Source organism: Paenibacillus sp. FSL R5-192 (genome assembly GCF_000517845.1).
GTDB lineage: Bacteria > Bacillota > Bacilli > Paenibacillales > Paenibacillaceae > Paenibacillus > Paenibacillus amylolyticus.
Map to the genome: position 1 here is coordinate 113,182 of NZ_ASPR01000049.1, position 24,428 is coordinate 137,609.

Genomic DNA, 24,428 nt, shown 5'->3' on the forward strand with positions numbered 1-24,428 from the left:
TCAACGCCCCGTTGCTCTCAGAATGTCGTAGATCGTTTCACTGAACACGCGACCTGGAACGTTGCCTAGAGCAATGGGTTTGTTGTCACCATAGTAATAATATTGCTTGTTATTCGGTTTGAAGAAATGAAGGGATTCCAGGGTAATGTCATCCAATCCCTCGTAATACGTGATGCTCGTACCGCTGAATTGCAATTCTGCAACAAGATCTCCGTACTCTTTATAAAATTCATGATACCAGCCGCCGTCCTGTGCCGGTCCTTTGATCCAACCGTATTTCTCCAGTGCTTTGGGGAAAGCCGTTGGTGAAAAATCAGACTCGGGCAGATGATCGTATTCATTCTTCGTTTTATCCTCATCTTCTGGCTGGTGAATCTCACGATTCAATTGCTCGAATGGCTGCTTGATCTCGTAATCCTCCAACTGCGTTGTCCAACCTTCAAGCGTTGCCTGATCCAGTTCCAACGGGTGTATAAGTCCCACTTGCGCATCCGAAGGCAGATCGACCTCATCTTCATCCACAGAATTGAAGGTGCCGTCCTCCATATAACGGAAGGTGCTGATCAGAGCGCCATCCTCATACGTTCCCCAGATCAGACCAACAGCAAATTTTTGCATGATTACATTTTGTACAAACAATGCTTTCCACTCATCGGCAGACCACAGACGTTGCTTGGACAATGACTCTTCCAGACGCTGCGCCTGAATGTTAACCATGGATTTGAGATCTTTTTTCAGCTGTGTGAAACGTGCCTTGGACTGCGCTGCCAATTCAGGATCATCTTTCTGTGCAGGAGCAGGCAAACTCTTCACGGATTTGCCCGTTTCTTCATTTAAGACAACGACTTGTAAGTCTCCATTGACCTTAACCAGGAAGGAACGCTCTCCGTAACTCAGCTGCATGGTTCCTTTTTCATCAAAACCAAGTGTGGTGACCAGCCGATCCTCCAGTTGTTCCGAGGTGAGTCCCATATTATCGGCTGCAAGTTGCAATGCTTCTTCTGCTGCACCTTTCACCTGACGGTTCTTCACGCCACGTTTGATCTTGTCAATCGCCATAAGAGCGGATGGATCTTTCAGATAAGCGAGCACTTTTACAGCATCTGCTGCAATCGCGCCACGACTGTTTTCTGTCCATTCCTTAATTTGCGGAGCCAGAATATTCACAATGTGAATATCGCCAAAGAGTGCTGATACATACATCACCCATTTCTCTTTTGCAGGAGCACCTTCCTGAATCCAGACCTGGAGCAGTTCACTTGCAAAACGAGCGAGCGATGCCTCACTTACGTAATCTCGTAATTCATTCAACCGTTCATTAGGACCGGATGTATGATCCAATGATTGGACCAAAGCATACTGTTTAATCCGGTCATCTAAAGGCTGATTGTCTTCAATACGTATCAGTGAAGGGAGATCTTTCAAGGACAACCAGCTCAGTCTCGACAACTTTTTGGCATCCGCCTGATCAGCGAGTGCAGCATGGGCATACTCTGGACTTAGATCTGCGGTATCTAGCAGAATTTGGATCAAGCTCTTCCAATCGTCGGACTTCTCTTTCTTCAAAAGTTCACCGTACAGTTCCTTGCTGTTTTCCAGACTGCGGATTGCAGTCAGAGCCATTTCTTTGATCGCCACTTTTTTCTCCGAGAGGTATATGAGCGTATACAAGTCCTGATCAGGAATTCGGTTGAATTCCGCTAACGCCACGCCGTTGGCCTTTTTGGAAGAATCCTGCAATCCGGCACGAATCGCTTCGGCCAATATTTTCTTCGATAACTCATCACGCTGTTCAAAGGTAATCTCCAGAATTAAAATGCGTGTATCTGTTGGCAGTTTCTTGTACTGTGTCAGTGCATAGTCCAGATTCTGCTGAATGATTCGGCGGTATTCGTCATGCGGCATCGATTTGTATCTGTAGTCGGTCATGCCATTAAGTGAGATCAGGCTGGTTAGCAATTTCTCACGTTGCACCTCAGGGTCTTGCCCGTAACGTTGAAGCAGCTGCTCTCCACTAAAAGCGTATGAATTGTACATGTCCGAGATAATATCCAGTGTCCAATCGGGATGAGTAGTCAGGATTGCAAACCTGCGCATCGCCTCCGAATCCAAGGGCAGAAAACTAATACTAATGAGGTTGTGAACACGCTTCTTATCCCGATTCAGTTGATTAAACAACCCGCGACTATTTGGGTCCTCCCAATATTCCTCCAGGGTGTTTTCCCCACTTAAGTATCTTGCAATCGCAAGTCCTTGACGTCCCCCGTCCAAAGGATGCCGAAGAGCGTTAAATACCGCTTGCTCCAGTGACCCCTCCGCATTAGGCAATGTCAATCCTTGATCCTCCATGAATTTCTGAATGCAGAGTTTGAGGAATGGCGGTTTGATAATCTCGTATGCTCGAATCGCTTGTTCAGGACGATTCGCGATCGCGGATTGTAACATGTTCCAAGATACCGTGTACGAATTAAGCTCGTCCCGCAACATTTCAATCAACTGATAAGGTTCATCCAGAGGCACAAGTCCAGCAAGCAGATCATTTGGACTCTTGGCTCTAGGGTCCATACTCAGCAAGTAACGGCGAACTTCAAGTGGATAAATCTCATGTAATTGATGTACTGTGTGAAGCAAAACATGCCCAATCTCACTATTTGTATCAAGGAACCGTTGTTTACCTCCACTAATGTTAATCAGGTACAACAAGGCACCACTCACAAGTACCATAGTTTGATGGAATACTGTGTTTGAACATTGCTCTTTTGAAGAGAAAGACGTATTGGGATACAGTTCAGCTATGAGCTGACTACGCTTCTCCTTGAGGAATTCATCCTTCAATTCTTGGGAAGATCCGTTATGCTTTCCTTGAATATTACTGACCACTACAGGTTCAATCAACGTATGTAACTCGTCCCGCAACTTATCTGCATCATTAGCCATTACATGTTGAAACAACACTGGTAACGATTGAACAGAAGATTGAACCTCTGCAAGATGAGAAGCCGTGTCACTGAGTCTTGAATATAATTGCAGCAGCATTAATGCATTAATTACATCCCGGTAATCCCCTTGACTGTCCGCTTTTTTGGAATCAAAAAGCCACTGGGCACGCTTTAATTTACTCTTTAATTCAGTCAAAATTTCGTTCTCGCCTGCAAACTGTTTGATCTTCTCCAACCGAGACAACAATCCATCCATGCGATCAGCGCTTTTGCTCTTCCCGCTTAATCCATAAGCTTCGGAGTCATTTCCCATACAGACAGTAAAGGCATCCGTTCTCCATGAATTTCTTTTGGAATAATTGGATTCCAGATATATCACAATAGCCCCGGCACGGTAAAAGATATCTCCGTCGTCTTTTTTGGCAAGCTTCATGAGCAGATCAATCGTTTGATACACATAATGACTCGAATTTCCCAACATATCCGGGAACTTGTCTGTCGTTCCCAAGACGTAATCAATAATTTCGGAGCTTCGATCTGTTTTTAATGAATACTCGTTTGAACAAGTTACTGCGAATTTCTCCACCAAAGTTTCAACTGCGCGGTCTGCGGTAAGCATTACACATTCCTCCTTGAATTTAAGTGATGATCTCGCCAATCCAATCCGCGAGTTCGTTAGGCGTAATTGCTGCTACATGTGCCCCCATATTGGTTAATGTCTGTGCTGCGTGTTTGTTATAGACTGAATCCCCGTTAAAATCGAGTGCAGTGAGAACCAGTAGCTTGCATCCTGTATCGATGATATCTTTACAGGCTTTGTACATTTGCGCGATCGGGTACCCTTCCTCCAGATCACTGACCAGAATAAAGATGGTTTTGCCTGGATTATCGATTAACGTCTCGCCATATCGCAACGCTTTCGTAATATGTGTCCCCCCGCCGAGCTGTACATTCATGAGCACGTCTACAGGGTCTTCCAGCCTGTCGCTAAGATCAACAACCTGCGTATCAAATATGAATAATTGGGTGCGCAGCGCATTCAAGCGGTAGAAGATGCTGGCCATCACCGAACTGTAGATGACTGAATCCAGCATACTGCCACTCTCGTCCACACCAATGATGATGTTCCACTTGTTATGGGGCTGGATATTCCCGTCGAAATATAGACGATCAATCACAAACCTGCGCTTGTTTTTATCGTAATTCTTCAAATTCTTGGTGATGGTTCGCTTGAAATTCAGATTGCGCAAGGATCGCACTGAACTGGTGGTATAGCGACTGCGCTTGCCCATGATACTGGCTCGGGTCTGCGATTCCAGCTTGCTGCGGAGCTCTTCAACCACAGTTCGCACGATATCCTTGGCGCTCTTTAATACCTCACCTTTCATCCGTCCTTTGAACTGCATAATGTTCTTGAGCAGATTCATGTTGGGTTCAAGGGATTCAAGCAGCTTTTTGTCCGTTAACAATTCTGTCAGCCCATAACGATCAAGCGCCTGTTTTTCCAATATTTCTACCGTTGGTTTGGGGAATAGATCCCTTACTTTGTGCAGCCATTTTGGTACAGTCAGATTAGATGCACCGCGTCCTCCCTCTTTTCGATAACCTTGTTCTTCACCGTATTCACGGTTATAGAGATACCCCAGAATCTCATCGATTTCCGTATATTGAAATTCAACAGAAGTGTATTGGTCTGTATTACACAACCCTTCTTCCGCCGATTCACCGAGAATCAGACGCCATCGATTTAAGGTTTCAGCAGAATGTTGATCCCCTCGGTTGCTTCCATCCGGATTGGAACTTTCATTGATTTCTCCGGTTCCTTCCGCTGTCCGATTCGCTTCATTCATATTAGCTTCCATGCGGCAAACTCCTTTCGAAGCGCTTCATCCCACGTCTTGGACTGAATCAGCATCTGTTCATCCACCGCAGGCCTCAACATCTCCTCTGGTTCAACCTGATGCAGACTCGCCACCCGCTCCGCAATCAAGCCCGTCTCCATTGGTGTAAAGTAGGTGAATGCCAACCGCAATTCCGGTACCATACTGATGAAGTCGTCGTATGACAGCTGTTCAATCAGATAATTCAACTCAGACAACAGCTGATCTTCATATAAAAAAGCGTCACGTGCTACAGTGAATACTCCCTGTAAAAAAAGTGCCGTTTGACGGGTCTGATCCGGTGTACCATGGATATACCCGCGAGCACGATCAACAATCTCATCCCTGGGCCTGTCACCGAGCCCTGAGGAAATAGCCACACACACACCCTCCAGCTGAGCCGGAAGCTGGTGATCAGACAGAAGCTCATTCAGGTGAATTCGGAATGTCTCATCCTGAAAATTCTCCTCTGATGACTCCGCGAGCATAGCTAACAGCTTCAATCCCTGAATAATGGCTTCATGTTCATCCGGATTGGCTCTGGAGAGCTGTAACAACTTGTCCACGGCGTTTCTATAAGCTTCGGATACCAGATCAGGGAGATGTTGCTCGTCAGATAATCCCAGCAACCTGCGGTGTTGATGAATTCGGTTCAAGATATGCAGACTGTTACATAAGGATAGAAAATTCCCGTCGGTTCTCAGCGCCGAGCGCACCTGTTCATAGAGTTTCATCGCTGTGTCTTGAAGCCCCATGAGCAACGCTTGAAGCATGAGTCGGGCAAGTTCACCGCTATGATGATCCGGTATTTCTTGCATCTGTTCTTCCATTTTGCGTGTGGCTGCTCCAGCAAGTGTTCCGCCATAGAGAGAGTTTTCTATCAATCTGGCTTCAATACGGGATGAGTACATATAAACCCAGGTTTCGCGAACAAGATTCATATCACGCTCTGCGATCCAGTCCGGCCCCGATTGCCGTTTCGCAAATTCCGGAACCAGATAGGTGATGCATTGAATCAATTGGCTTATCTGACGATGCTCCGGTTTCGCATACAGATCCAGCACTTTCTTGTGTTGACCTGTTGTACGAATCTGCAGTTTGTACTCTGTACAACGCGCCTTGAAGTCCTCCACGATGGGAATACTGAATGAATTGGGAGCCACGCTTCCAATGACGTCTCCAGTCAATAACTGCTGCAGCTCTTGCAGCGGTTTATCGGTCGCCAAGGTAAGCTCCCCCTTCACAAAGGAAGAGAGTGCTGCATCCATCAACTCATAGACGCCGCCTTCCCTTTTACCCCGAAGCCCGGCAAGACCTTGAATCATGCTGTACGCCTCAATCGCATCACTCGTTGATACATGTTCGTGACCATCCCGTAATTGGCGCATCAGCCGGGATAACAAGTCCAGAGCCGTTAGATTATACGGTGTACTCTTTTTGCGAAGCAGCTGGTTCCAGATCTGATCGTAATAATTTACATAAGGCATGCCGCTCGCATATCCATTAAGCCGATCCGCTTCAGCAAAGGTATAGACCATTGGGTACATTTGTTGGTGAACCGTATCTGGATTAACCGCACTTTGTTGAGACGTTCCTGGTTTACCTTGTCCATCCAAACGATGGTCTGTATGCCGTTTATCCATTTCTGGCCGTTCCAATTGGGATTCATGTTGCTCTGACATCAACAGTCCATACGTATGAAACCCACCGGTAATGACAAGCACACGGTCATGCTCCTGCACCGCTTGTTGAATATGTTGTTTCATATGTGCTTCTCTTGCCAGATCACCTGAAGACTGTAATCGTTCCGTGGAATAGCACATTCGGGATAAAGTACAATACGTGAATACATCCTGCACGAATGCCTGAGTGGATTTTTCCAGACCACCAATTTCAAACACCTTTTCCCACAATTCATCAAAACTGCGGCAGTTTGTTTTTTGGCATAATCGGTTAATGAAATCAGACCCCGCAAGCAAGGTTTCGTCCTGAATGGAGATCTCCTTTTGTTCTGTCTGGCCGGATTTGGATGCACGAGTGGAGAAGTGTTGATAGTCTAGGTCAATAAACTTCGCCGGAATATCCAGCCGTTTTGCTTCTTTCAAAGCTACATATTCAGGCGAATAACGAAGCATCGGATAATAGCAAGCTTCTCTCTCCAATTCACTCTCATAGGTATAGTACAGACTGACAGGAGGTATCGTTGCCTCATCACTCAGCACCGAAATTAATGGATTACCGCTCTCCGGTCCTTCGATCAGAATAATATCCGGTTTGTAGTCCCCGATTAATCGTAACAAGTGATATGAACATGCAGGGCTATGGTGTCGTATTGGATAATAAACCGTATGATTACTCAGGTCATATACCTGGGACTCGAACAAGGATTGTAACTGATCAACATCAGGGTCCAGTACTGCTCTTAACCGATCCATTTTCTCTCCTCATAATAGTCCTTCCACATTCCCTCTTCTCTGGAACGCTCTTTTACGACCTTGGAGAAATAGGTTTTGAGAATGGACAGATCCTTGTCGTTTTCCTTTGCAATGGTCCCCAGCATGTTCTGCACCAACCGATCCAGCCCAATAGCTTTATCTTCGTAATAATAGGAAGTCATCGCACTCTGGACATAGACAGACACCGCTTCCGCCGTACTCATGGATGCTTGAGGGGTGTCAAGCTTGTACCCTTCCCGTGTCATGCCGGTGCGCAGTTCCATAAATGTTGTAGCCAGTAATTCAACCACGTCCGGGTTAATATCAATATCAATTCCACTATGTAATAACAGGCTTCGTGCCTGGGATTCAATGATTTTGGCTTCCATTTTTACGTTATGAATTGGCTTGATTGTTTCAAAATTGAAGCGACGTTTCAATGCACCACTCATTTCGTTAACACCTTTATCACGAATATTAGCTGTAGCAATGACGTTAAATCCTGGTTGGGCAAACAGTACACCGCCATCCAGTTCAGGAATGCTCATGACCTTGTCACTGAGAATACTGATCAGACTATCCTGCGCTTCAGCCGGACAACGTGTAATCTCTTCAAAACGGGTAAGAATACCTTTCTTCATGCCGTTATATAACGGTGATGGCACAAGTGCAGCTTCCGAAGGGCCTTTATCAAGCAGCATGGCGTAATTCCAGGAATACTTGATCATATCCTCTGTTGTGCCTGCTGTACCTTGAATCGTGTTTAGACTGGTACCGGAGATCGCTGCGGTCAGCAGTTCGCTAAGCATGGTCTTGGCTGTCCCGGGTTCTCCCACGAGCATTAATCCTCGATTGCCTGCCAGAGTAACCACTGCACGTTCAATTAACACGTCATTGCCATAGAATTTGCGGGTAATCGTGATTTCTTCTCCATTTAATAACGCAGGCTTATCCCTGCCAATAATAAAATCGCGCACATAGGCGGGAGATAACAGCCAGTTCGGGGGACGTTTCCCCTGATCTTCCTCTCGCAGCGCACGTAATTCAACCTCGTATAATGTCTCGGCGGGTGGTTTAAGCATCTCCATCGTCAAGGTGTCTCCTCTCACGTAAACAGATCGTATGTTCTTATTCCTATCATTTTATCACAGCACTCCAGCAACTACCCGGTAAAACGATAAAAATGGTTGAAACGTCCTTCTTATCAGCACTTCTTCTAAGTCCATGGACATAGCCTCTAGCGCAAATATGAAGGTGAAATATCCTTACAGCCGTGCCAACACACTGGTTTCGGATCAGAATCAGCATGCTTATTACCCATTTAAAAGCATTGTAGGCCATATGACCTTAGGAATCATTACACTTTCGATCGTGTGTTTCAACCAAATGAAGCCGATTATTACAAAGAAGACACAGGTCATCAGCAGCCTGTGTCTTCTTATATGTTCAAATTTCACCCAATATCTATAAATTTTGATCAAAACTAACCAATCTCTCAGAAGTCTCTACTTACATTCTACGCCCGCATGAGGCGGAATACAGCTGGTACCACTCATAACGGGTAAGTTCAATATTCGTTGCATCGCGACAGGCCAGAATACGTTCTGGTCGAATCGAACCAATGACAGGTTGAATCCCTGCTGGATGCTTCATTAACCAAGCCAGTACAATAGACTCTGGTGTCACCCCACGCTCCTTGGCCATTCGATCAACCAATTGAGCCGTATGCTCAATCTCAGGACGCTGTCCCTCAACTACCCTGCCAGTAAATCGCCCTTGAGCAAGTGGACCCCAAGCTTGCAGTTGAATATGCTCTGCCTGACAATATTCCATCGTGCCATAGGGAAACACGTTGTCTCTGGCTTGAGGACGATTTACCGTCACACCAGCTTCTACGAATCCAATTTTGTCTAAACTCATCTCTAACTGGTTCACAATCAGAGGTACTTTACTATGAAGCTGAAGAAGACGAATCTGTTCAGAACCCATGTTGGACACACCAAAATGGCGCACTTTACCGGAATGATGCAGCTCAGCCAGTGCTTCCCCAATCTCTTGCGGATGGGCAAGTGGGTCAGGACGATGTAACAGCAAAATATCCAGATATCCGATTCCGAGCCGTTCCAGGATACCGTCCACACTCGCCAGGATATGTGCACCTGAGGTGTCATAACGCTGTGGCCCTTCATCATCACCCACAAGACGTATACCACACTTCGACTGTATAATGATCTGTTCACGCAAACCGGGAGTTTCGGATAAAACTCGTCCCAAGACATGCTCTGCCTTACCACGTGTGTAAATATCCGCCAGGTCAAAGTGATTAATGCCGATTTCGATAGCTGCTTCTACCGCTCGATGACCTTCTACGACAAGATCTGAAGTAATGGGGAACCCATCCCATTCACCCCCAAACCGCATACAGCCAAGAACCATTCGACTTGCCGGAATCTGGTGATGATGCAAAGGAAGTTGTGCGTAAGACATGTCAGCGTTCACCTCATTTTCATTTTTACCAAGCATAATAACCGATTCTCTCTACCATGTCTTCTTCCATCTTCCTCTATTTTCCTGCTCTATCATCCATATGAAGAAAAAACAAGGTTTCAAAAGCTTGTGTATTGAATATATAGAGGGTGCAGGTATTATGCAGAAATATGAGAGGAGATTTTGCATTTGAATCCGAATGAATCCAACGAGTCCTCAAAGCCAGCGTTTTTCACGAAAGAATTCACGCATAACCCTTACTCGGTATATGAAATGTTAAGAAAAGAGGAGCCTGTTTTCAGAGTCATGTTTCCTCACGGGGAATTCGGCTGGATTATTACGCGATACGAGGATGCAGTTCAGATCCTGAAAGATCCTCGCTTCAGCAAAGATATGGTCCGACGTTACGGCGCTGACAATCAAAGCATCTTCTCCAATAATATGTTGTTCTCCGATCCGCCGGATCATAAGCGTCTTCGGGGACTTGTGCAGAAAGCATTCACACCCAAAATGGTCGCAGACATGCGGAGCCATATTCAGGGCATTGCTGATGAACTGCTGGACAACCTCCCGTCACAGGAAAAAATGAATCTGATCGATGACTTTGCCTTCCCGCTGCCCATCATTGTCATTAGTGAAATTCTGGGAGTCCCTCTTGACGATCGTGACAAATTCCGCATCTGGTCCAATACGATAATTGATGCTTCCATAGCCGAGAGCGCCGAGCTGTTTGAGCAGCATGCCAGAGAGTTTACGGATTACCTGACGGCCTGGTTTGCAAAAGTTCGCCAAGATCCCGGCACTGATCTGATCAGCCAGCTCGTCATTGCGGAAGAATCCGGGCAACAGTTAACTGAACAAGAACTGCTTGGCGTTGTCTCCTTATTAATTATTGCCGGTCATGAAACAACCGTGAATCTGATTGGAAATGGGATTCTCGCCCTGCTGGAGCATCCGGAGCAACGCGAACTGCTGATCAACCAGCCCGAGCTTATTCACAATGCCATTGAAGAGATGCTTCGCTATAACGGACCGGTGGAGTTCAGCACATCCCGCTGGGCTCTGGAAGATATTGAATTCCGTGGACAACGTATCGCTCAAGGTGATCTTGTCATTGTTGCGCTTGATTCCGCCAACCGGGACGAACAGCAGTTTAAGGATGCTGATATTTTCGATATCACACGCGAGAAGAGTTCGCATCTGGCTTTTGGCAAAGGCATTCATCTCTGCTTGGGAGCACCGCTTGCTCGTCTGGAAGGTGAGATTGCAGTCAGCACACTTCTGAATCGTTTTCCAAATATACAGCTTCAGGCAGATGTGAATGAACTGGAATGGAGACCAGGTATGAATGTTCGTGGTGTCAAGGAAATCCCGGTTCAACTAAAATAATGGCTAAATATGAATAAATGAAAGTGAGGCACATGACATCATGGAAATGAACACCTTGGTATGGATCGTTTTGCTGCTTCTGATCTTTGTGTTACTGGTCAGAGTCACCAGCCTGCAACGCCAATTAAATGAACTGAAAAGAGATGTCGAGCGTCTGGAGAACGGTTCAACCGACAGCGTCCGATCCGACTTCAATTACACCTTGTCGCCGAAAGAAGCATCTCTTTCTCACACAAGCCAACCAGCCCAAACGGATCTGGATCAGGAACTGCTTACACTGATACAACAAGGGAAAAAAATTATGGCGATCAAACGACTGCGTGAAGCCCGAGGTCTTTCGTTGAAGGAAGCCAAAGACTATGTTGATTCCCTAGATCGGTAATATACAACTCACATAACTCTCGGGGGAAGTCACTCCAGACTTTCGGCTGTTAACACAGACGCAGTAGAAAGTATGGAATCTTCGTCCGAGAGTTTACTTTTCAAACAACATATGCTACTGTTATTTCTATATTACTAGAAATAAGAAATAAAGACGAAAGGACCGATCATTATGCAATCAAACTCGAATGAGATTGAACAAGTTGTCAAAATTCATAAAGCGCTGGGCGAACAAACACGCTACAAAATCATTCAGATTTTATCGGGCGAAAGCAACCTGTGTCCTGCCGATCTGGAGAGCCGCCTTGTTACGGTTGCCCTATCGACTCTGTCTCATCACCTGAAACAGCTGTCCGATTGTGGTCTGCTTACATCGCAAAAGAAAGGTACGTATATCTACTACAGCCTAAACACGGAGACCGCACAAAAGTTTGTTCCCTATCTGCTAAATAAATAAAAAATTTGAGTCATATTTCTATATAATTAGAAATATTGAAACAACGCACAATATTTATTAGTAAAACCAGGTCACCTAAGTTTACGCTTATTCCAATATTCATTATCTAGGTTGTAACATTACCATTCGCGCAGATGGGTTGCATTCAGAGCATTCATGTCTTGTTCTATCGTCTTTATTTCTATATTTCTAAAAATATAATAATAATCAGAAAGAGGTTATGTTTCCATGTCTTCTACGCTCAAAATCTATGTTCTTGCCTTGGTCAGTTTCCTTGTGGGAACGTCCGAATATGTCATTGCCGGCATTTTGGATCGAATTGCAGATACGATGAATATCTCTTTAATCGCCGCCGGACAGCTTATTACGATTTTTTCACTCGTATATGCTCTCGGTACACCTGTCATTATTGCACTGACTTCGCGCTGGGACCGTCGCAAGCTGTTGTTATACTTCCTCGGTCTATTCGTTGTGGCTAATGTTCTTGCTTACCTGTTGCCGGGCTATGGACTGTTCGTCGCAGCACGAGTGTTGATGGCTTTAGGCGCGGGTGTTGTTGTTGTCACGGCATTAACGGTTGCTTCTCAAATAGCGGCTGAGGGCAAACAAGCTAGTGCAATCGCCACAGTAATCACTGGATTTACGGCTTCTTTGATCATTGGCGTTCCGCTCGGAAGGCTTGTAGCTGCATCTTGGGATTGGAAGCTTGTTTTTGCCGGTATCGCTGTTCTTGGCGTTCTCGCCATGCTGGTAATTGCGGCCGCCATTCCGCCTTCCAAAGCAGAAGCGCCTGTTCCGCTGAAGAAACAACTGTCTTTGCTCAAACAGCCACGAATTGTACTGGCACTGCTGGTGACATTTTTCTGGTTAGGTGGTTATTCCATTGCCTACACGTACATTTCACCTTACCTTGTATCCGTTTCAGGAATGAGCGAAGCACTACTCAGTTCAGCTTTACTCGCATTTGGCATAGCAAGTCTGATCGGTTCAAAAGTTGGAGGGTTCAGTGCTGACCGATTGGGTGTCAAACGAACGCTGATCACAGGCATGACATTACATATCGTAAGTCTGGTCCTGTTGAATATAACAGCAAGCTCTCATCTCGCTGTCTTCCTTGTTCTGATTTTGTGGTCTTTTGCCGCCTGGTCTTCGGGTCCAACTCAGCAATATAACCTGGTCACCATGGCTCCGGAATCCTCTGGCATTATGCTAAGTCTCAACAGTTCGGTGATGCAATTAGCCATGGCTGCCGGCGCAGGTATTGGCGGAATCGCGGTCAGCAGCGTTTCATTATCATCCATTACCTGGATTGGCGCTGTGGGGGTTGCTGTTGCCGTCATCATCGTTATAAGCTCGTATCGTTCAGCACCTGTCAAAAGTACACAAACCAATACATCGCACAACGTTGCCTGATATGAATTAGTAGTATAAAAGACAAACCAAAAAGAGAGGTACTGTACGTATACAGTGGCCTCTCTTTAACCATTTTAACGGCTATTCTATTACCGATAAGCAGAACTCTTATTGGGCCGTAACTGCACCATCGATCGGATATACTGCACCATTGATATAAGGCGCTTCATCTCCAAGCAGGAAGGAAACCAAATTCGCGATCTCTTCCGGTCTGCCCAGACGTCCGGATGGAATGCTATCAACGGTTGCCTTGAACACTTCAGGGTTGTCTTTACCAAACTGAACAACCATCGGTGTCTCAATTGTACCTGGCGCAATCGCATTTACACGAATGTTGTCCTTACCATATTCAATCGCAGCTGTACGGGTCAAGCCCACCACGCCATGTTTGGTTGCTGCGTATGGTGCAACTGCGGGTACACCAACAATACCGGCCGTAGAGGCCGTGTTCAGAATGGAACCTCCACCTGTTTTGAGCATTTCAGTAATTACATACTTCAACCCGTAGAATACACTTCTCAGGTTAATATCAATAATCTGGTCAAACTGCTCAATCGTATGTTCAATCAGCTTGATCCCAGGACCTGCAATACCTGCATTATTAAAGAACATGTCGATTCGTCCGAACTCTTCGACTGTTTTTTTCACATAATTCTCAACTTCAGGTGCTTTACTTACATCTGCTTGTACAAAAATAGCTTTACTTCCCAGCTTCTCAATCTGCTTAACCGTTTCAAGACCTGTCTCTTCGACAAGATCCACAACGACAATGGATGCACCCTTCTCAGCCAGCTTCAATGCTGCTGCTTGGCCCAATCCACTTCCTGCTCCAGTAATAATGGCTACTTTTCCTGCGTGACTCATGTTGATCTCCTCCATGTGTGTGTGTCATCTTGTGATTGGATCGATGAATACGATATGAAACGTACTTACATGCAATGATGCAATATGTAGGTCAAAAATGGCATAAAACCTTCCTGACTTTACCTATTCTAATAGACTTTCGACATAAAAACAAATCATATAATATGTATTCATACTATATCACCTGTCACATTTTCAGCATTTCAATTGAAGGAGCACACAACTATTACGTCTTGTTGCATGCTCCTCTTTTACATATACAATACTTTTTAAGTCGGTATCTCTACAACTTCAAACGGTGCATATCCGCTTATCAAAACACTTTAACGCAGCAAATTCGTTTTTGCCAATTCAATAATTTCGTCACCGCGTCCATTGAGCACGGCTTTCATCATCCATAAGGTGAATCCTTCCGCCTGTTTGATATCAATCTTCGGAGGTAAGGACAATTCCTGACGATTCACCACCACGTCAATCAACACAGGACCATCATGCTGAAGCGCACGCTGCACAGCTCCTTCCAGATCATCCGGATCCTCAACCCGAATACCTTCCATGCCCATGGCCTGAGCAACCATCGCAAAGTTGGGATTGACAAGCTCTGTCCCGGACTCCAGGAATCCGGCAGCTTTCATCTCCAGCTCAACAAAACCGAGTGCTCCATTATTAAACACCACAACTTTAATCGGCAGATTATGCTGTTTCAATGTCAACAGATCACCCATCAGCATCGTAATACCACCATCACCCGACAACGAGATGACTTGTCTGCCCGGATCAGCGACCTGAGCGCCAATGGCCTGTGGCAAAGCGTTTGCCATCGTACCATGACTGAATGAACCGAGTAGTCTGCGATTACGAGACATCTCGATATAACGGGCCGCCCATACTGTCGGAGTACCGACATCACAGGTGAAGATGGCATTTTCAGCTGCGGCATCACTAATGACCTTGGTCAGGTACTGCGGATGAATGGGCTTTTTACCCGGTTTTCCAACGGCCAGCTCGTCCAGATCTTTGCGTACTTTCACATAACGATCCACACTTTTACGCAGATGTTTGTCACTGTGTTCTTCTGTCAGATAAGGAAGCAAAGTTTCAATGGTCGCTTTCACATCCCCACATACGCCGTAATCCAGCTTCGTGCGCCGACCCAGATGAGAAGATTGAATGTCGACCTGAAGGACTTTCGCATTTTCGGGATAGAATTGACGATATGGGAAATCCGTTCCGAGCATCAATAGTACATCACAGTCCATCATGGCATGATAACCGGATGAATACCCGATTAGGCCGGTAAGGCCGACGGAATAGGGGTTGTCATACTCCAAATATTCCTTGCCTCGTAGCGCAATAACCATCGGGGATTTCAAACGATCACAGAGCTGCATAAGGGGTTCCCGAGCGCCCGCGCAGCCTGCACCGCACAACAACGTAATTTTTTTGCCTTGATTCAGATACTCCGCCAGTTTAACGAGTTCTGGCTCAGAAGGATGTACCACTGGATTGGTTGCATGATACACATGCTCAGGCACAGGCAGATCCGCTGCTTCAAGTCCTGCTACATCCCCCGGCAATACAACGACGGACACACCTGACCGTGCGACCGCTGTCTGAATGGCCATCGTCAGAGAACGCGGCATCTGTTTTGCTGTTGTAATGACTTCACAATAATCGCTACATTCCTGGAACAGATACTCCGGATGGGTCGCCTGAAAATATTCACTGCCAATCTCGTCACTTGGGATATGTGCAGCGATGGCGAGTACAGGAACACGATTGCGGTGACAATCGTACAGACCATTGATCAGATGCATATTACCAGGACCACTACTACCTGCGCAGACAGCGATACTTCCACTGACCTGAGCGTCCGCCCCAGCAGCAAATGCAGCTACTTCTTCATGACGTACATGAATCCATTCGATCTTGCCCGAACGACGGATGGAGTCGAGTACCGCATTCAAGGAGTCTCCAACAATGCCATATATGCGTTTGATACCAGCGTTCAATAAGGATTCAACCAGAACGTCCGCGACTGTTTTTTTCATAAGTGATGGGTCTCCTTTAATTGCTCATTTTGATTATGTTTCCACTCGGTTAATATACCTATTCTTATACCCCAATCTTCTGAAACCCGAACCAACTCAATATGTATGTCTGGATATATGAAACAAAAAACACACCCTTGAACCGTTATTTCATTGTTAGCAAAATGCCAAAAAATCCGCTTGTCGAATGACAAACGGATTACGGTTAAACTACGTTTATTGTTATTTCATGTGAATTCCCAAATCCAAATCAGACACTAGATAGCAGGCATCACATTGCCACCACTTACCGGGATATAGGCACCTGTGATAAATGAGGACAGATCCGAAGCGAGAAAAGCTACCGCATTGGCGATTTCCTGATCTTCACCCCTGCGCTTCAGCGGCACGGTTCGCGTATATGCCTCATCATGTCCAGGCTCACTGGACCGATCACGTTCACTAATTGTCCATCCAGGTGCAACCTGGTTTACGGTAATCTGATACTCGCCAACCTCCTTGGCAAGCACGCGATATACACCATCCATTCCACGCTTACCAGCGGTGTAGGCCGATTGATGAGAGAAATTTTGCATCGCACATTCCGTATTGATACCAATGAACCGACCGGCTCTGATATCTTGCATATGTGGAATGAAAGCTTTGGCAAGATACACACTCTGCATGACACAGGATTCAAACTGGCTCAAGTAATCTTCAGGAGACTGTTCCAACACCGTTGTCCATTCATATTGAATGACTGCATTGGCAACAACGATATCCACTCCACCGAGGACAGGCTGAATTTCATCACGCATCCGAATTGCCGTATCCTGCTTTGTAATATCTCCCTGTACAATAACAGCCTGACGACCGAGTGCTTCAATCTCACCTTGAAGCTCCCGAGCCTTGGTATCATTATTTATGTAATGTAGAGCCAGATTGGCGCCACAGGCTGCCAACGTGCGGGCGATGACTCTCCCCAGTTGTCCGGTTGCGCCTGTAACCAGAGCCGTTTTTCCTGAGAGATCCAATTGCATAACAGTGAAAACCTCCTTGTATTCGTTTGTTCGAAAACGATTTCGTAAATATGTTATTTTTGTTCATTAATGACGCGTTATTCAGAGAGATATACAGCATTGTTCAATGCTGTATATGGTAGTTCAACTTTTTCCCTATATGTGGAGACTATTAATTATGATGTTGAATGAGATCTATTTCCTGGAAGCGACTGACTTCCTTTTCCCAACGCTCTTCTACATATTGACGGTGAACCGGGTGATTGTTGTATGCATCATACGCAACCTGATCCGCAAAGACCATCGAGAAACTGTAGTCAAACTCATTCTTCTCACTTACCTGTTTCAGAACCTGAAATTGCTCTACGCCAGGAATGACAGCCAGTGCATCTGAACTTTCCTTCAAAAAGGCTTCGGCCTCCGGTGTATCTTTACCCGCGTAAAGTGTAAACGTTACCATATGTGTGATGCTGCTCATCTCTATTTCCTCCTCCAATATGTTCGTACTCGTTTCCTAGTGTACATCCGAATGTGTTGTAAGCGCAATAATTGGTTGAATTAATTTTTAATGTACACAAAAAAACCTCAGGACAAATCCCGAGGTTTTTTTGTAATGTATGGACAAACTTATTTGGTGATGTTGTATTTACGGTTAAATTTATCAACACGGCCACCGATATCCACGTTTCTTTGTTTACCAGTGAAGAACGGGTGGGATGCGGAACTAGTGTCCACACGGATTACTGGGTAAGAGTTACCGTCTTCCCATTCCATAGTTTCGTTAGAGAACTTCGTGGAAGAACTCAGGAATTTGAAATCAGCACTTGCATCGTAAAAAATTACGAGTTGTGTCTTTGGATGGATGTCAACTTTTGGCATAATCTATTTACACTCCTTTAATATGGGTACTTCTTTAGAATCAAACTACATTTTATTATACTCTTTTTTTGGACAAAGTACCAGCAGGTTTTGAGGAATAACTAAAAAAAATATGATATCTGTGACTTTGCACCTAATCGAGTGTCACGCCGTCCCTTTCTCCAGTACATTCAACATGTACTCCAAAGCCTCCAGTTCATCCCTGCCTCTTGTCTGTAATCTGACAACACTACCATATCGAATGGGTAGTAACGCCATTCCAAGCAGGCTTTTGACATCTACACGATGCTCATGCTCAGACTCCATATACGACAAAATAATATCCGAGGAAAAACGTGACGCTTGAGAAGATACCGACATCAGATCATCCCGATGAAAATCAGCGTGTATCATAAATTCATGTACTCTCACAACCTTCAGTTCCTTTCGCTAAGTACTTATTCACCAATATGGTGTGTATCCATTTATATATTAAAATCTTCATGAATTATACCATGTTATGGGAGCTTGACCCATACTTTTTTTGCAAAAAACAAAAAAAGAGTCCTTAACCGCAGGACTCTTCCAGGTTGTTCTTACATACCATTCGGATATACCATGACCTTCAGACTGCCGCTTTTATTGTGTAATGCACGCTCCATCGCTTGCTGTGTCTCTTCGAGTGAATAACGATCTGTAATCAGAGACATCACGTCATGCTGGCCGGAGCTCAGGAACTCAATTCCTGCCGGATACGTATTGGCATAACGGAATATGCCATAGATATCAACTTCATTGTCCGCAATAAATGGAACATTAAGTGCGATCTCATCCTGTGCAGGCAGGCCCACAATCGCAAGTTTTCCTCCACGTCGAAGTGAATACAGAGCAGATTGTAGCGCCTTCGGATTCCCCGCTGTTTCCCATGCGGTATCCACACCCACACCATTTGTTAACTCGCGAATCACAGCCAGCGCATCTTCATTCCGCACATTAATGGTATGAGTGGCACCCATGCGGCGAGCTGCTTCCAGCCTAACTTCCTCCAGATCCGTTACAATGATCTTCTCTACACCGAAAGATTTGGCAGCAGCCACAGCCATGAGTCCAACGGGACCCATACCCATAATCGCCAGGGTTGTACCCGGAGCCAACTTGCTGCGGCGTGCAGCGTGAATACCAACAGAGAATGGCTCGTTCATAGCTGCTTCCTCATAAGACAGATGATCCGGGATCGGGAATACCATATCTTCACGCATCACCATGTACTGTACAAATGCCCCATCCACCGGAGGGGTCGCTAGAAATTGTACATCCGGACACAGGTTATAACGACCTTCCTTGCATGCCGAGCAACGTCCGCAAGTCACCCCAGGCTCAATAGCAACTCGATCCCCTGTTTTCAGACGGGATACGTTCGAGCCAACAGCAGCAATGATCCCCGCACACTCATGACCCAGAATGATCGGTTTCTCCACCACAAATCTGCCAATGCGTCCATGTTCAAAATAATGCACATCCGAGCCACACACCCCGACGGCCATTACCTGGATTAACACCTCATCCGCTGCCGGTTGCGGGACGGGTTGTTCCTCAATAATAATGTGTCCTGGCTCTGTCATGATAGCAGCTTTCATGGTCTCGGGCAGTTGATATTGTCCCATACGGTTCTCCTCCTCATGTATGTCCATGCTGTCTATTGTACATCAAAGAAAACAAGGTATCTTCTTTCTTCACATCACCAATCAATAGATAGTTCGACCCTGTTCATCCGCAATGCCGCTCTTGCGATAGAAGTACGTATTGATCATGTCCCGCCATTCCTTGGCATGTTCGGCCTGGTTGTCCTGTAATGAAGCAACTTTACTGAAAATAACCGGGTCGATTTTGCCCTCCAGCTGTCTCCATGTCTCGGCTAACGCCTCCGCCTGCGCAACACCTTCAAAGTGTGTATCATAAATATGCTGAATGACCGTTTTACCCGAATGCAGAACATGGGTGTACGGCACGTGATGGAAAAATAAGATCAGCTCATCCGGACAGGTGTCTACGGACTCATAGCGATCAGCATTCTCAGGGTGATACTGTGAAGTGTATCCTGTACCGCTGTTCACGGTTCGATCTACACCAATGCCATGACAATCGGCAAAGTGATACGTTCCCCATTTGGAATACTCGTATCCATCTACATTCGGCCCGTAATGATGTTCCGGGTTAACCATCCAACCCACACCAAGAGGCGCCGTATAATTCTCATAGATATCTAGTGATGTCAAAAGCATGCCCGTAACTTGCCGCACAACTTCGTCTTCATGCCCAAAAGTGAGTCTCACCCACTCATCGGCAATCTCTTCCGCGGTCAGCTCCGGATTCCACGCCAGTCTCCCGTATCCATATAGATTCGCCTGCGCGAGTGGATGTCCTGTCCAACAGGCATCTGCACCAATATTGGATACTGCAGCGAAGCCACTGTATGGCCGTTTATACAGAGAACCGTCCGCGATTCGCTTGATCTCTGAACCTTCGCCTTTAGCGTATGTGTCAAAGTCCAATACTTCTTTCCACTGGGGAACCAGATAACAGAGATGACGTTGTTGCCCGGTATACTCCTGTGTAATCTGAAATTCAATCACCTGATTTGTATTTTCCATGGCGCCAAACAGCGGGGATACCGCCTCTCTCACCTGAAAGTCCATCGGCCCGTTTTTGATCTGCAAAATGACATTTTCGGCAAAACGCCCATCCAGCGGCGTAAAGTGGTCATAAGCTGCACGTGCACGGTCAGTGGAACGATCCCGCCAGTCCTGCTTGCAGTTATAGACAAAGCAACGCCAGATAACCAATCCACCGAATGGCCGAAGGGCTTCGGCCAGCATGTTCGCACCATCGGCATGATCACGGTTATACGTGAATGGTCCCGGACGATTCTCGGAGTCTGCCTTGATCAGGTAACCGCCAAAATCCGGAATCGCTGCGTACACCTTGGCCGTTTGAATATTCCACCATTCCCGTACCTGCGCATCCAGCGGGTCAGCCGTACGCAATCCGCCAATCTCAATTGGACTCGCGTAGTTGGCGCTCAGGAACAATCGAACACCATACGCTCTGAATTCTGCGGCAACCTTCGCCACATCACTAAGATAACGTTCCGTCAGAAACAGGCTCTCACGGCGGTGTACATTAACGTTGTTGATCGATATGGCATTAATGCCCGTGGAAGCGAGTAAACGTGCGTAATCCCGGATGCGTACCAAGTCCAGCGTAAATTCCCCGTTATCATAGAAAATGGAGTCTCCTGCGTAACCACGCTCAATGCTGCCGTCCACGTTATCCCACTGATTAATCATCCGTAGCGCATTGGTTGGCTGTTCTGTAATGAAGCTCCACTTATTCACAGCGTCATCCGCCTCATGTGCACTTCCTTGATCCATTGTCAGCTCTCGAAGCAGATGGAATGCACCATAGAGCACACCTTGGGGAGTCTCTGACCCAATGACGAGTACACCCTCGGTCTCGGTCTCACGAATGATGTACCCTTCCCCTTGAACAGTTGAACGCTCTGTCTCGCTGAACAACCCAGCCACGGAATCGCTCCCTGTCCAAGTGCCGATTCGTATTGCGGGAGCGGAAGCGAGATTGTCCCGTTCATTTTCCTGAGCATCAGACAGATGACTGACCGACGGTTTCACGCCATATAACCTCTCCAGTCCCCGTGAAAGTTCGGTCAGAGCTGTTGTGATCACTCCATGGTTCTCTTCCGCCAGTATAAGTTTGCTCCATGCAGGAGCCGTCTTTTGGGCAAGTCCATTCGCTTCTGGCAATTCGGAGTGATACCCCAGCCACGCATCGTACTGTGGACCTGACAAGGCAGATTGAATGACGGATTGGCTCATTGTACCGCCTCCTTGCTGGCATAGATCTGCCCAAGGTGATTCCCTTTTCCTTCGAGTAGCCATAGAATCGACGTTACACCACGCGGATAGTACTTGCTGCCAACCGCTACACCAGACAGGATCTGGTCACTCCAGCACCAGTAGGATTCCTCCGGATGCAGCAGCCAGTTGACATGAGCCGCGTCTGCTGCCTTGCCTGTCTCATTCCATTCCACACCCAGCAGCTCTCTAGCGATAAACTGGGACAAATAGATTTTGCTCAGCCACGAGTTATTGCTTGTTGAGGACAGTTTCCAGCCTCCATCTTCGAACAGACATGTTCCCGGTACAAGAACCGTCTTCAGATGAGTTTGGAGTGCTTTCAGATAAGGTCCAAAACGACCATTGACATCCAGTGCTGCTTCACAGCCTGTAAAGTACGGGAACACCAAACCTTCAATCGCCGGAATGATTCGAGAATCATTATTTTCTGCAATAACAGCTGGAATGTAGCCGCCATCAGTCAACTGTGCAGCAATACTGGCAGCGCAGCGATCCGCTTGAAGTCCAGCTTGATGGGACAGATCCGCCAACTTCTCAGTTGCGAACAGCTTCTCCAATGCAACATAGACCGCCCAACATTTACCCGCCAGATAGATATTATTGCGAGACTGACCAAGTGACACATCCAGGCTGTCGTAAGTTGTAATCTCCGCTCCACCTTGGGTACGGCTGCTATCCAGACCCATCAGACCGTTACGCTGCTCTGCGTCGGGATGGTCACGATTAAGCATACTTTCGAAGCAATCTTGGATAACAGGCAACATGTTTTTCACAAAAGCTTGATCCTGTGTCTGTTCAATGTATACTGTCGCGCAGCAGAGCCAGTTCACCAGCTCCTCGTGGCTCATCTGTGAGAAACAGTCGTCAATGCCAACCAGCTCATATGCCGAGTGTCCAGGGCGTGAGAACACATTGGCAACACCAATATCATGGGTAAAGGTGATTCCGCCCGGATATAACTTCTCTTCCCCCGGGAAACGAACCTGATCCGTATAACTGTATCGTTTCACAAACCACTCCAGCTCATTACGCACCGTCCATGGGTTCAAGGCAAGCTCGAAGTACAACTGATCAGCTGTCAGATCAAGTGTGTTCATCATCCGATACTCCCCTTCGTTCACCACCCATAGTGGCTCGCCATCGGCATCCAGCAGTTGAGTACTGGCATAATAGCTGTGAATGGAATGAGCAAGCATGAATGATTGATCTTCGGTCAAAGCAGCCGATCCAAGGCGCTGTTCAACCTCTCCACAGGATGCGGTCAACTCACTGAAGCGTTGTAGTGCATACTCTCCTGCTGCCTGAATATCGGAGAAGTACCGCGTATACCAATACGTTGTGTCCATTCCTGTCGTCACAATGCCCCCGCGATAGAAACATACTGCGAATTGATACGTACGTTTCTCTCCAGCCGGAACCTCCATCAGTAGTGCAGCGGTTGAACCAAGTCCAAATGCCAGATTCTCCCGATGTTTCTCCTGCAACAGTTTCTCCAGCGTAAATCCGCGTGCGGGCCACAGTCCGTCATCTGCTGACATAATCGCTGTAAGTCGACCTTGTCCCACACCTGTGATGGAGCCACCTTCCGGTCCCCCAATCAGACGCATCGCAGAGTACGGATCATTGCCCTGATAACCAAAGTAGGCTTTGCGGGGTTGTTGACCTTCCGTATTGTCAATCGTCATCTCTACCAATACGGCAGGTACGAGTGCATCCATTAATTCTTCACGATCCCCATTCGTTGGATCAGGTACTGGACGTACAGGCGAGTAGATACGGAACGTCAGATCTCCAGCAGTCCACGTATCCGTACCTGAGGTAAATTCACGGGTAATATCTTCATCGCGAAAAGCCGTAATAAGAGGTTGTGGAGCTTTGGTCGCGTTTGTCGACGCCGGGTCCCCATTCTCCAGCTTCTCTACATCATAGCGGCTGCTCTCATCCTCGGAAGCTTCATAAAAAGGAAGCGCCTGATAATTGTCGCCATCGCGAGATTGTAATCCAATATATACATTCTGGTCAGCCGGCTTGCCGAGTTCAAGACCCAGCCCGCCTTTGGCTCCTTTGTAACCCAGTGTAAAACTCGCAAAAGCACCAATCGGTGCGTGATGTGCATTATAAAAGATGGATTTGGACGTATTCATGAATCATAACCCCTCTCAGAATGGTTGCATACGTTTTCATTAGCCCCATCCTAACACGTGGTTCCACCTCCGACCATGATCAAATCAATCGGATATTTACCCAAATCAAGCTGATAGACTATAATAGATTAAAGCGGTTACAAAAAAAACATTCCATTTGATATACGTGCGTAATCAAAATCACATTTTTTGAACAA

Annotated in this window: 18 protein-coding genes; 4 read left to right on the forward strand and 14 right to left on the reverse strand. The window is 46.4% G+C overall.

Annotated elements, in window-relative coordinates; all coding sequences use genetic code 11:
- The 5 genes from C161_RS25720 to C161_RS25740 form a co-directional block, all read right to left on the reverse strand.
- Window positions 1-3,558, reverse strand: coding sequence for a DUF4132 domain-containing protein (locus tag C161_RS25720; protein WP_036673703.1), 3,558 nt, complete (start codon window positions 3,556-3,558; stop codon window positions 1-3).
- A gap of 19 nt (window positions 3,559-3,577) precedes the next feature.
- Window positions 3,578-4,801 (reverse strand): VWA domain-containing protein, encoded by a 1,224-nt coding sequence (locus C161_RS25725; RefSeq protein ID WP_235193938.1) that lies wholly within the window; start codon window positions 4,799-4,801, stop codon window positions 3,578-3,580.
- Window positions 4,786-7,254 (reverse strand): DUF5682 family protein, encoded by a 2,469-nt coding sequence (locus C161_RS25730; protein ID WP_036673704.1) that lies wholly within the window; start codon window positions 7,252-7,254, stop codon window positions 4,786-4,788. Before C161_RS25730 ends, C161_RS25725 begins: the two co-directional genes overlap by 16 nt.
- Window positions 7,242-8,342 carry an ATP-binding protein gene (locus C161_RS25735; protein ID WP_017688223.1) on the reverse strand — a complete coding sequence of 367 codons (1,101 nt, stop codon included), beginning with the start codon at window positions 8,340-8,342 and terminating at the stop codon, window positions 7,242-7,244. The genes C161_RS25730 and C161_RS25735 overlap by 13 nt, the downstream gene beginning before the upstream one ends.
- Window positions 8,343-8,763: 421 nt before the next feature.
- Entirely contained in the window at window positions 8,764-9,741 is a 978-nt protein-coding gene (locus C161_RS25740; protein ID WP_036673957.1) for an aldo/keto reductase, read from the reverse strand.
- A 189-nt stretch (window positions 9,742-9,930) separates the two neighbouring features.
- Here C161_RS25740 and C161_RS25745 point away from each other — a divergent pair, with 189 nt between their 5' ends.
- The 4 genes from C161_RS25745 (at window position 9,931) to C161_RS25760 (ending at window position 13,381) form a co-directional block, all read left to right on the forward strand.
- Entirely contained in the window at window positions 9,931-11,130 is a 1,200-nt protein-coding gene (locus tag C161_RS25745) for a cytochrome P450 family protein (RefSeq protein WP_036673705.1), read from the forward strand.
- Window positions 11,131-11,170: 40 nt separating this feature from the next.
- The gene (locus tag C161_RS25750) at window positions 11,171-11,512 is read left to right on the forward strand and encodes a ribosomal protein L7/L12 (protein WP_036673706.1); all 342 of its coding nucleotides are present in this window, start codon (window positions 11,171-11,173) and stop codon (window positions 11,510-11,512) included.
- A gap of 171 nt (window positions 11,513-11,683) precedes the next feature.
- Window positions 11,684-11,968 (forward strand): ArsR/SmtB family transcription factor, encoded by a 285-nt coding sequence (locus C161_RS25755; protein ID WP_036613842.1) that lies wholly within the window; start codon window positions 11,684-11,686, stop codon window positions 11,966-11,968.
- A 228-nt stretch (window positions 11,969-12,196) separates the two neighbouring features.
- Window positions 12,197-13,381, forward strand: a complete 1,185-nt coding sequence (locus tag C161_RS25760) for an MFS transporter (RefSeq protein WP_036673708.1) — start codon at window positions 12,197-12,199, stop codon at window positions 13,379-13,381.
- Between the two features lie 108 nt (window positions 13,382-13,489).
- Here the strand turns inward: C161_RS25760 and C161_RS25765 are convergent, their stop codons facing one another.
- The 9 genes from C161_RS25765 to C161_RS25805 all read right to left on the reverse strand — a co-directional run bounded on the left by C161_RS25765 (window position 13,490) and on the right by C161_RS25805 (window position 24,231).
- Window positions 13,490-14,245, reverse strand: a complete 756-nt coding sequence (locus C161_RS25765; protein WP_036673709.1) for an SDR family NAD(P)-dependent oxidoreductase — start codon at window positions 14,243-14,245, stop codon at window positions 13,490-13,492.
- A gap of 323 nt (window positions 14,246-14,568) precedes the next feature.
- Window positions 14,569-16,296 carry a ubiquinone-dependent pyruvate dehydrogenase gene (gene poxB / locus C161_RS25770; protein ID WP_036673710.1) on the reverse strand — a complete coding sequence of 576 codons (1,728 nt, stop codon included), beginning with the start codon at window positions 16,294-16,296 and terminating at the stop codon, window positions 14,569-14,571.
- Window positions 16,297-16,553: 257 nt separating this feature from the next.
- Entirely contained in the window at window positions 16,554-17,315 is a 762-nt protein-coding gene (locus C161_RS25775; protein ID WP_036673711.1) for an SDR family NAD(P)-dependent oxidoreductase, read from the reverse strand.
- 151 nt (window positions 17,316-17,466) lie between these two features.
- The gene (locus C161_RS25780; protein WP_036673713.1) at window positions 17,467-17,772 is read right to left on the reverse strand and encodes a Dabb family protein; all 306 of its coding nucleotides are present in this window, start codon (window positions 17,770-17,772) and stop codon (window positions 17,467-17,469) included.
- Window positions 17,773-17,921: 149 nt separating this feature from the next.
- The gene (locus C161_RS25785; RefSeq protein WP_036613829.1) at window positions 17,922-18,173 is read right to left on the reverse strand and encodes a type B 50S ribosomal protein L31; all 252 of its coding nucleotides are present in this window, start codon (window positions 18,171-18,173) and stop codon (window positions 17,922-17,924) included.
- 144 nt (window positions 18,174-18,317) lie between these two features.
- A complete protein-coding gene (locus C161_RS25790; RefSeq protein WP_026081056.1) occupies window positions 18,318-18,584 on the reverse strand; it encodes an HPr family phosphocarrier protein in 267 nt (88 codons plus the stop codon).
- Between the two features lie 164 nt (window positions 18,585-18,748).
- On the reverse strand, window positions 18,749-19,816 hold the full coding sequence (locus C161_RS25795) for an NAD(P)-dependent alcohol dehydrogenase (protein ID WP_036673715.1): 1,068 nt from the start codon (window positions 19,814-19,816) through the stop codon (window positions 18,749-18,751).
- Window positions 19,817-19,897: 81 nt separating this feature from the next.
- On the reverse strand, window positions 19,898-22,045 hold the full coding sequence (locus C161_RS25800; RefSeq protein ID WP_051449948.1) for an alpha-glucuronidase family glycosyl hydrolase: 2,148 nt from the start codon (window positions 22,043-22,045) through the stop codon (window positions 19,898-19,900).
- Window positions 22,042-24,231 carry a glycoside hydrolase family 52 protein gene (locus C161_RS25805; protein ID WP_036673716.1) on the reverse strand — a complete coding sequence of 730 codons (2,190 nt, stop codon included), beginning with the start codon at window positions 24,229-24,231 and terminating at the stop codon, window positions 22,042-22,044. Before C161_RS25805 ends, C161_RS25800 begins: the two co-directional genes overlap by 4 nt.
- Window positions 24,232-24,428 lie beyond the last annotated feature (197 nt).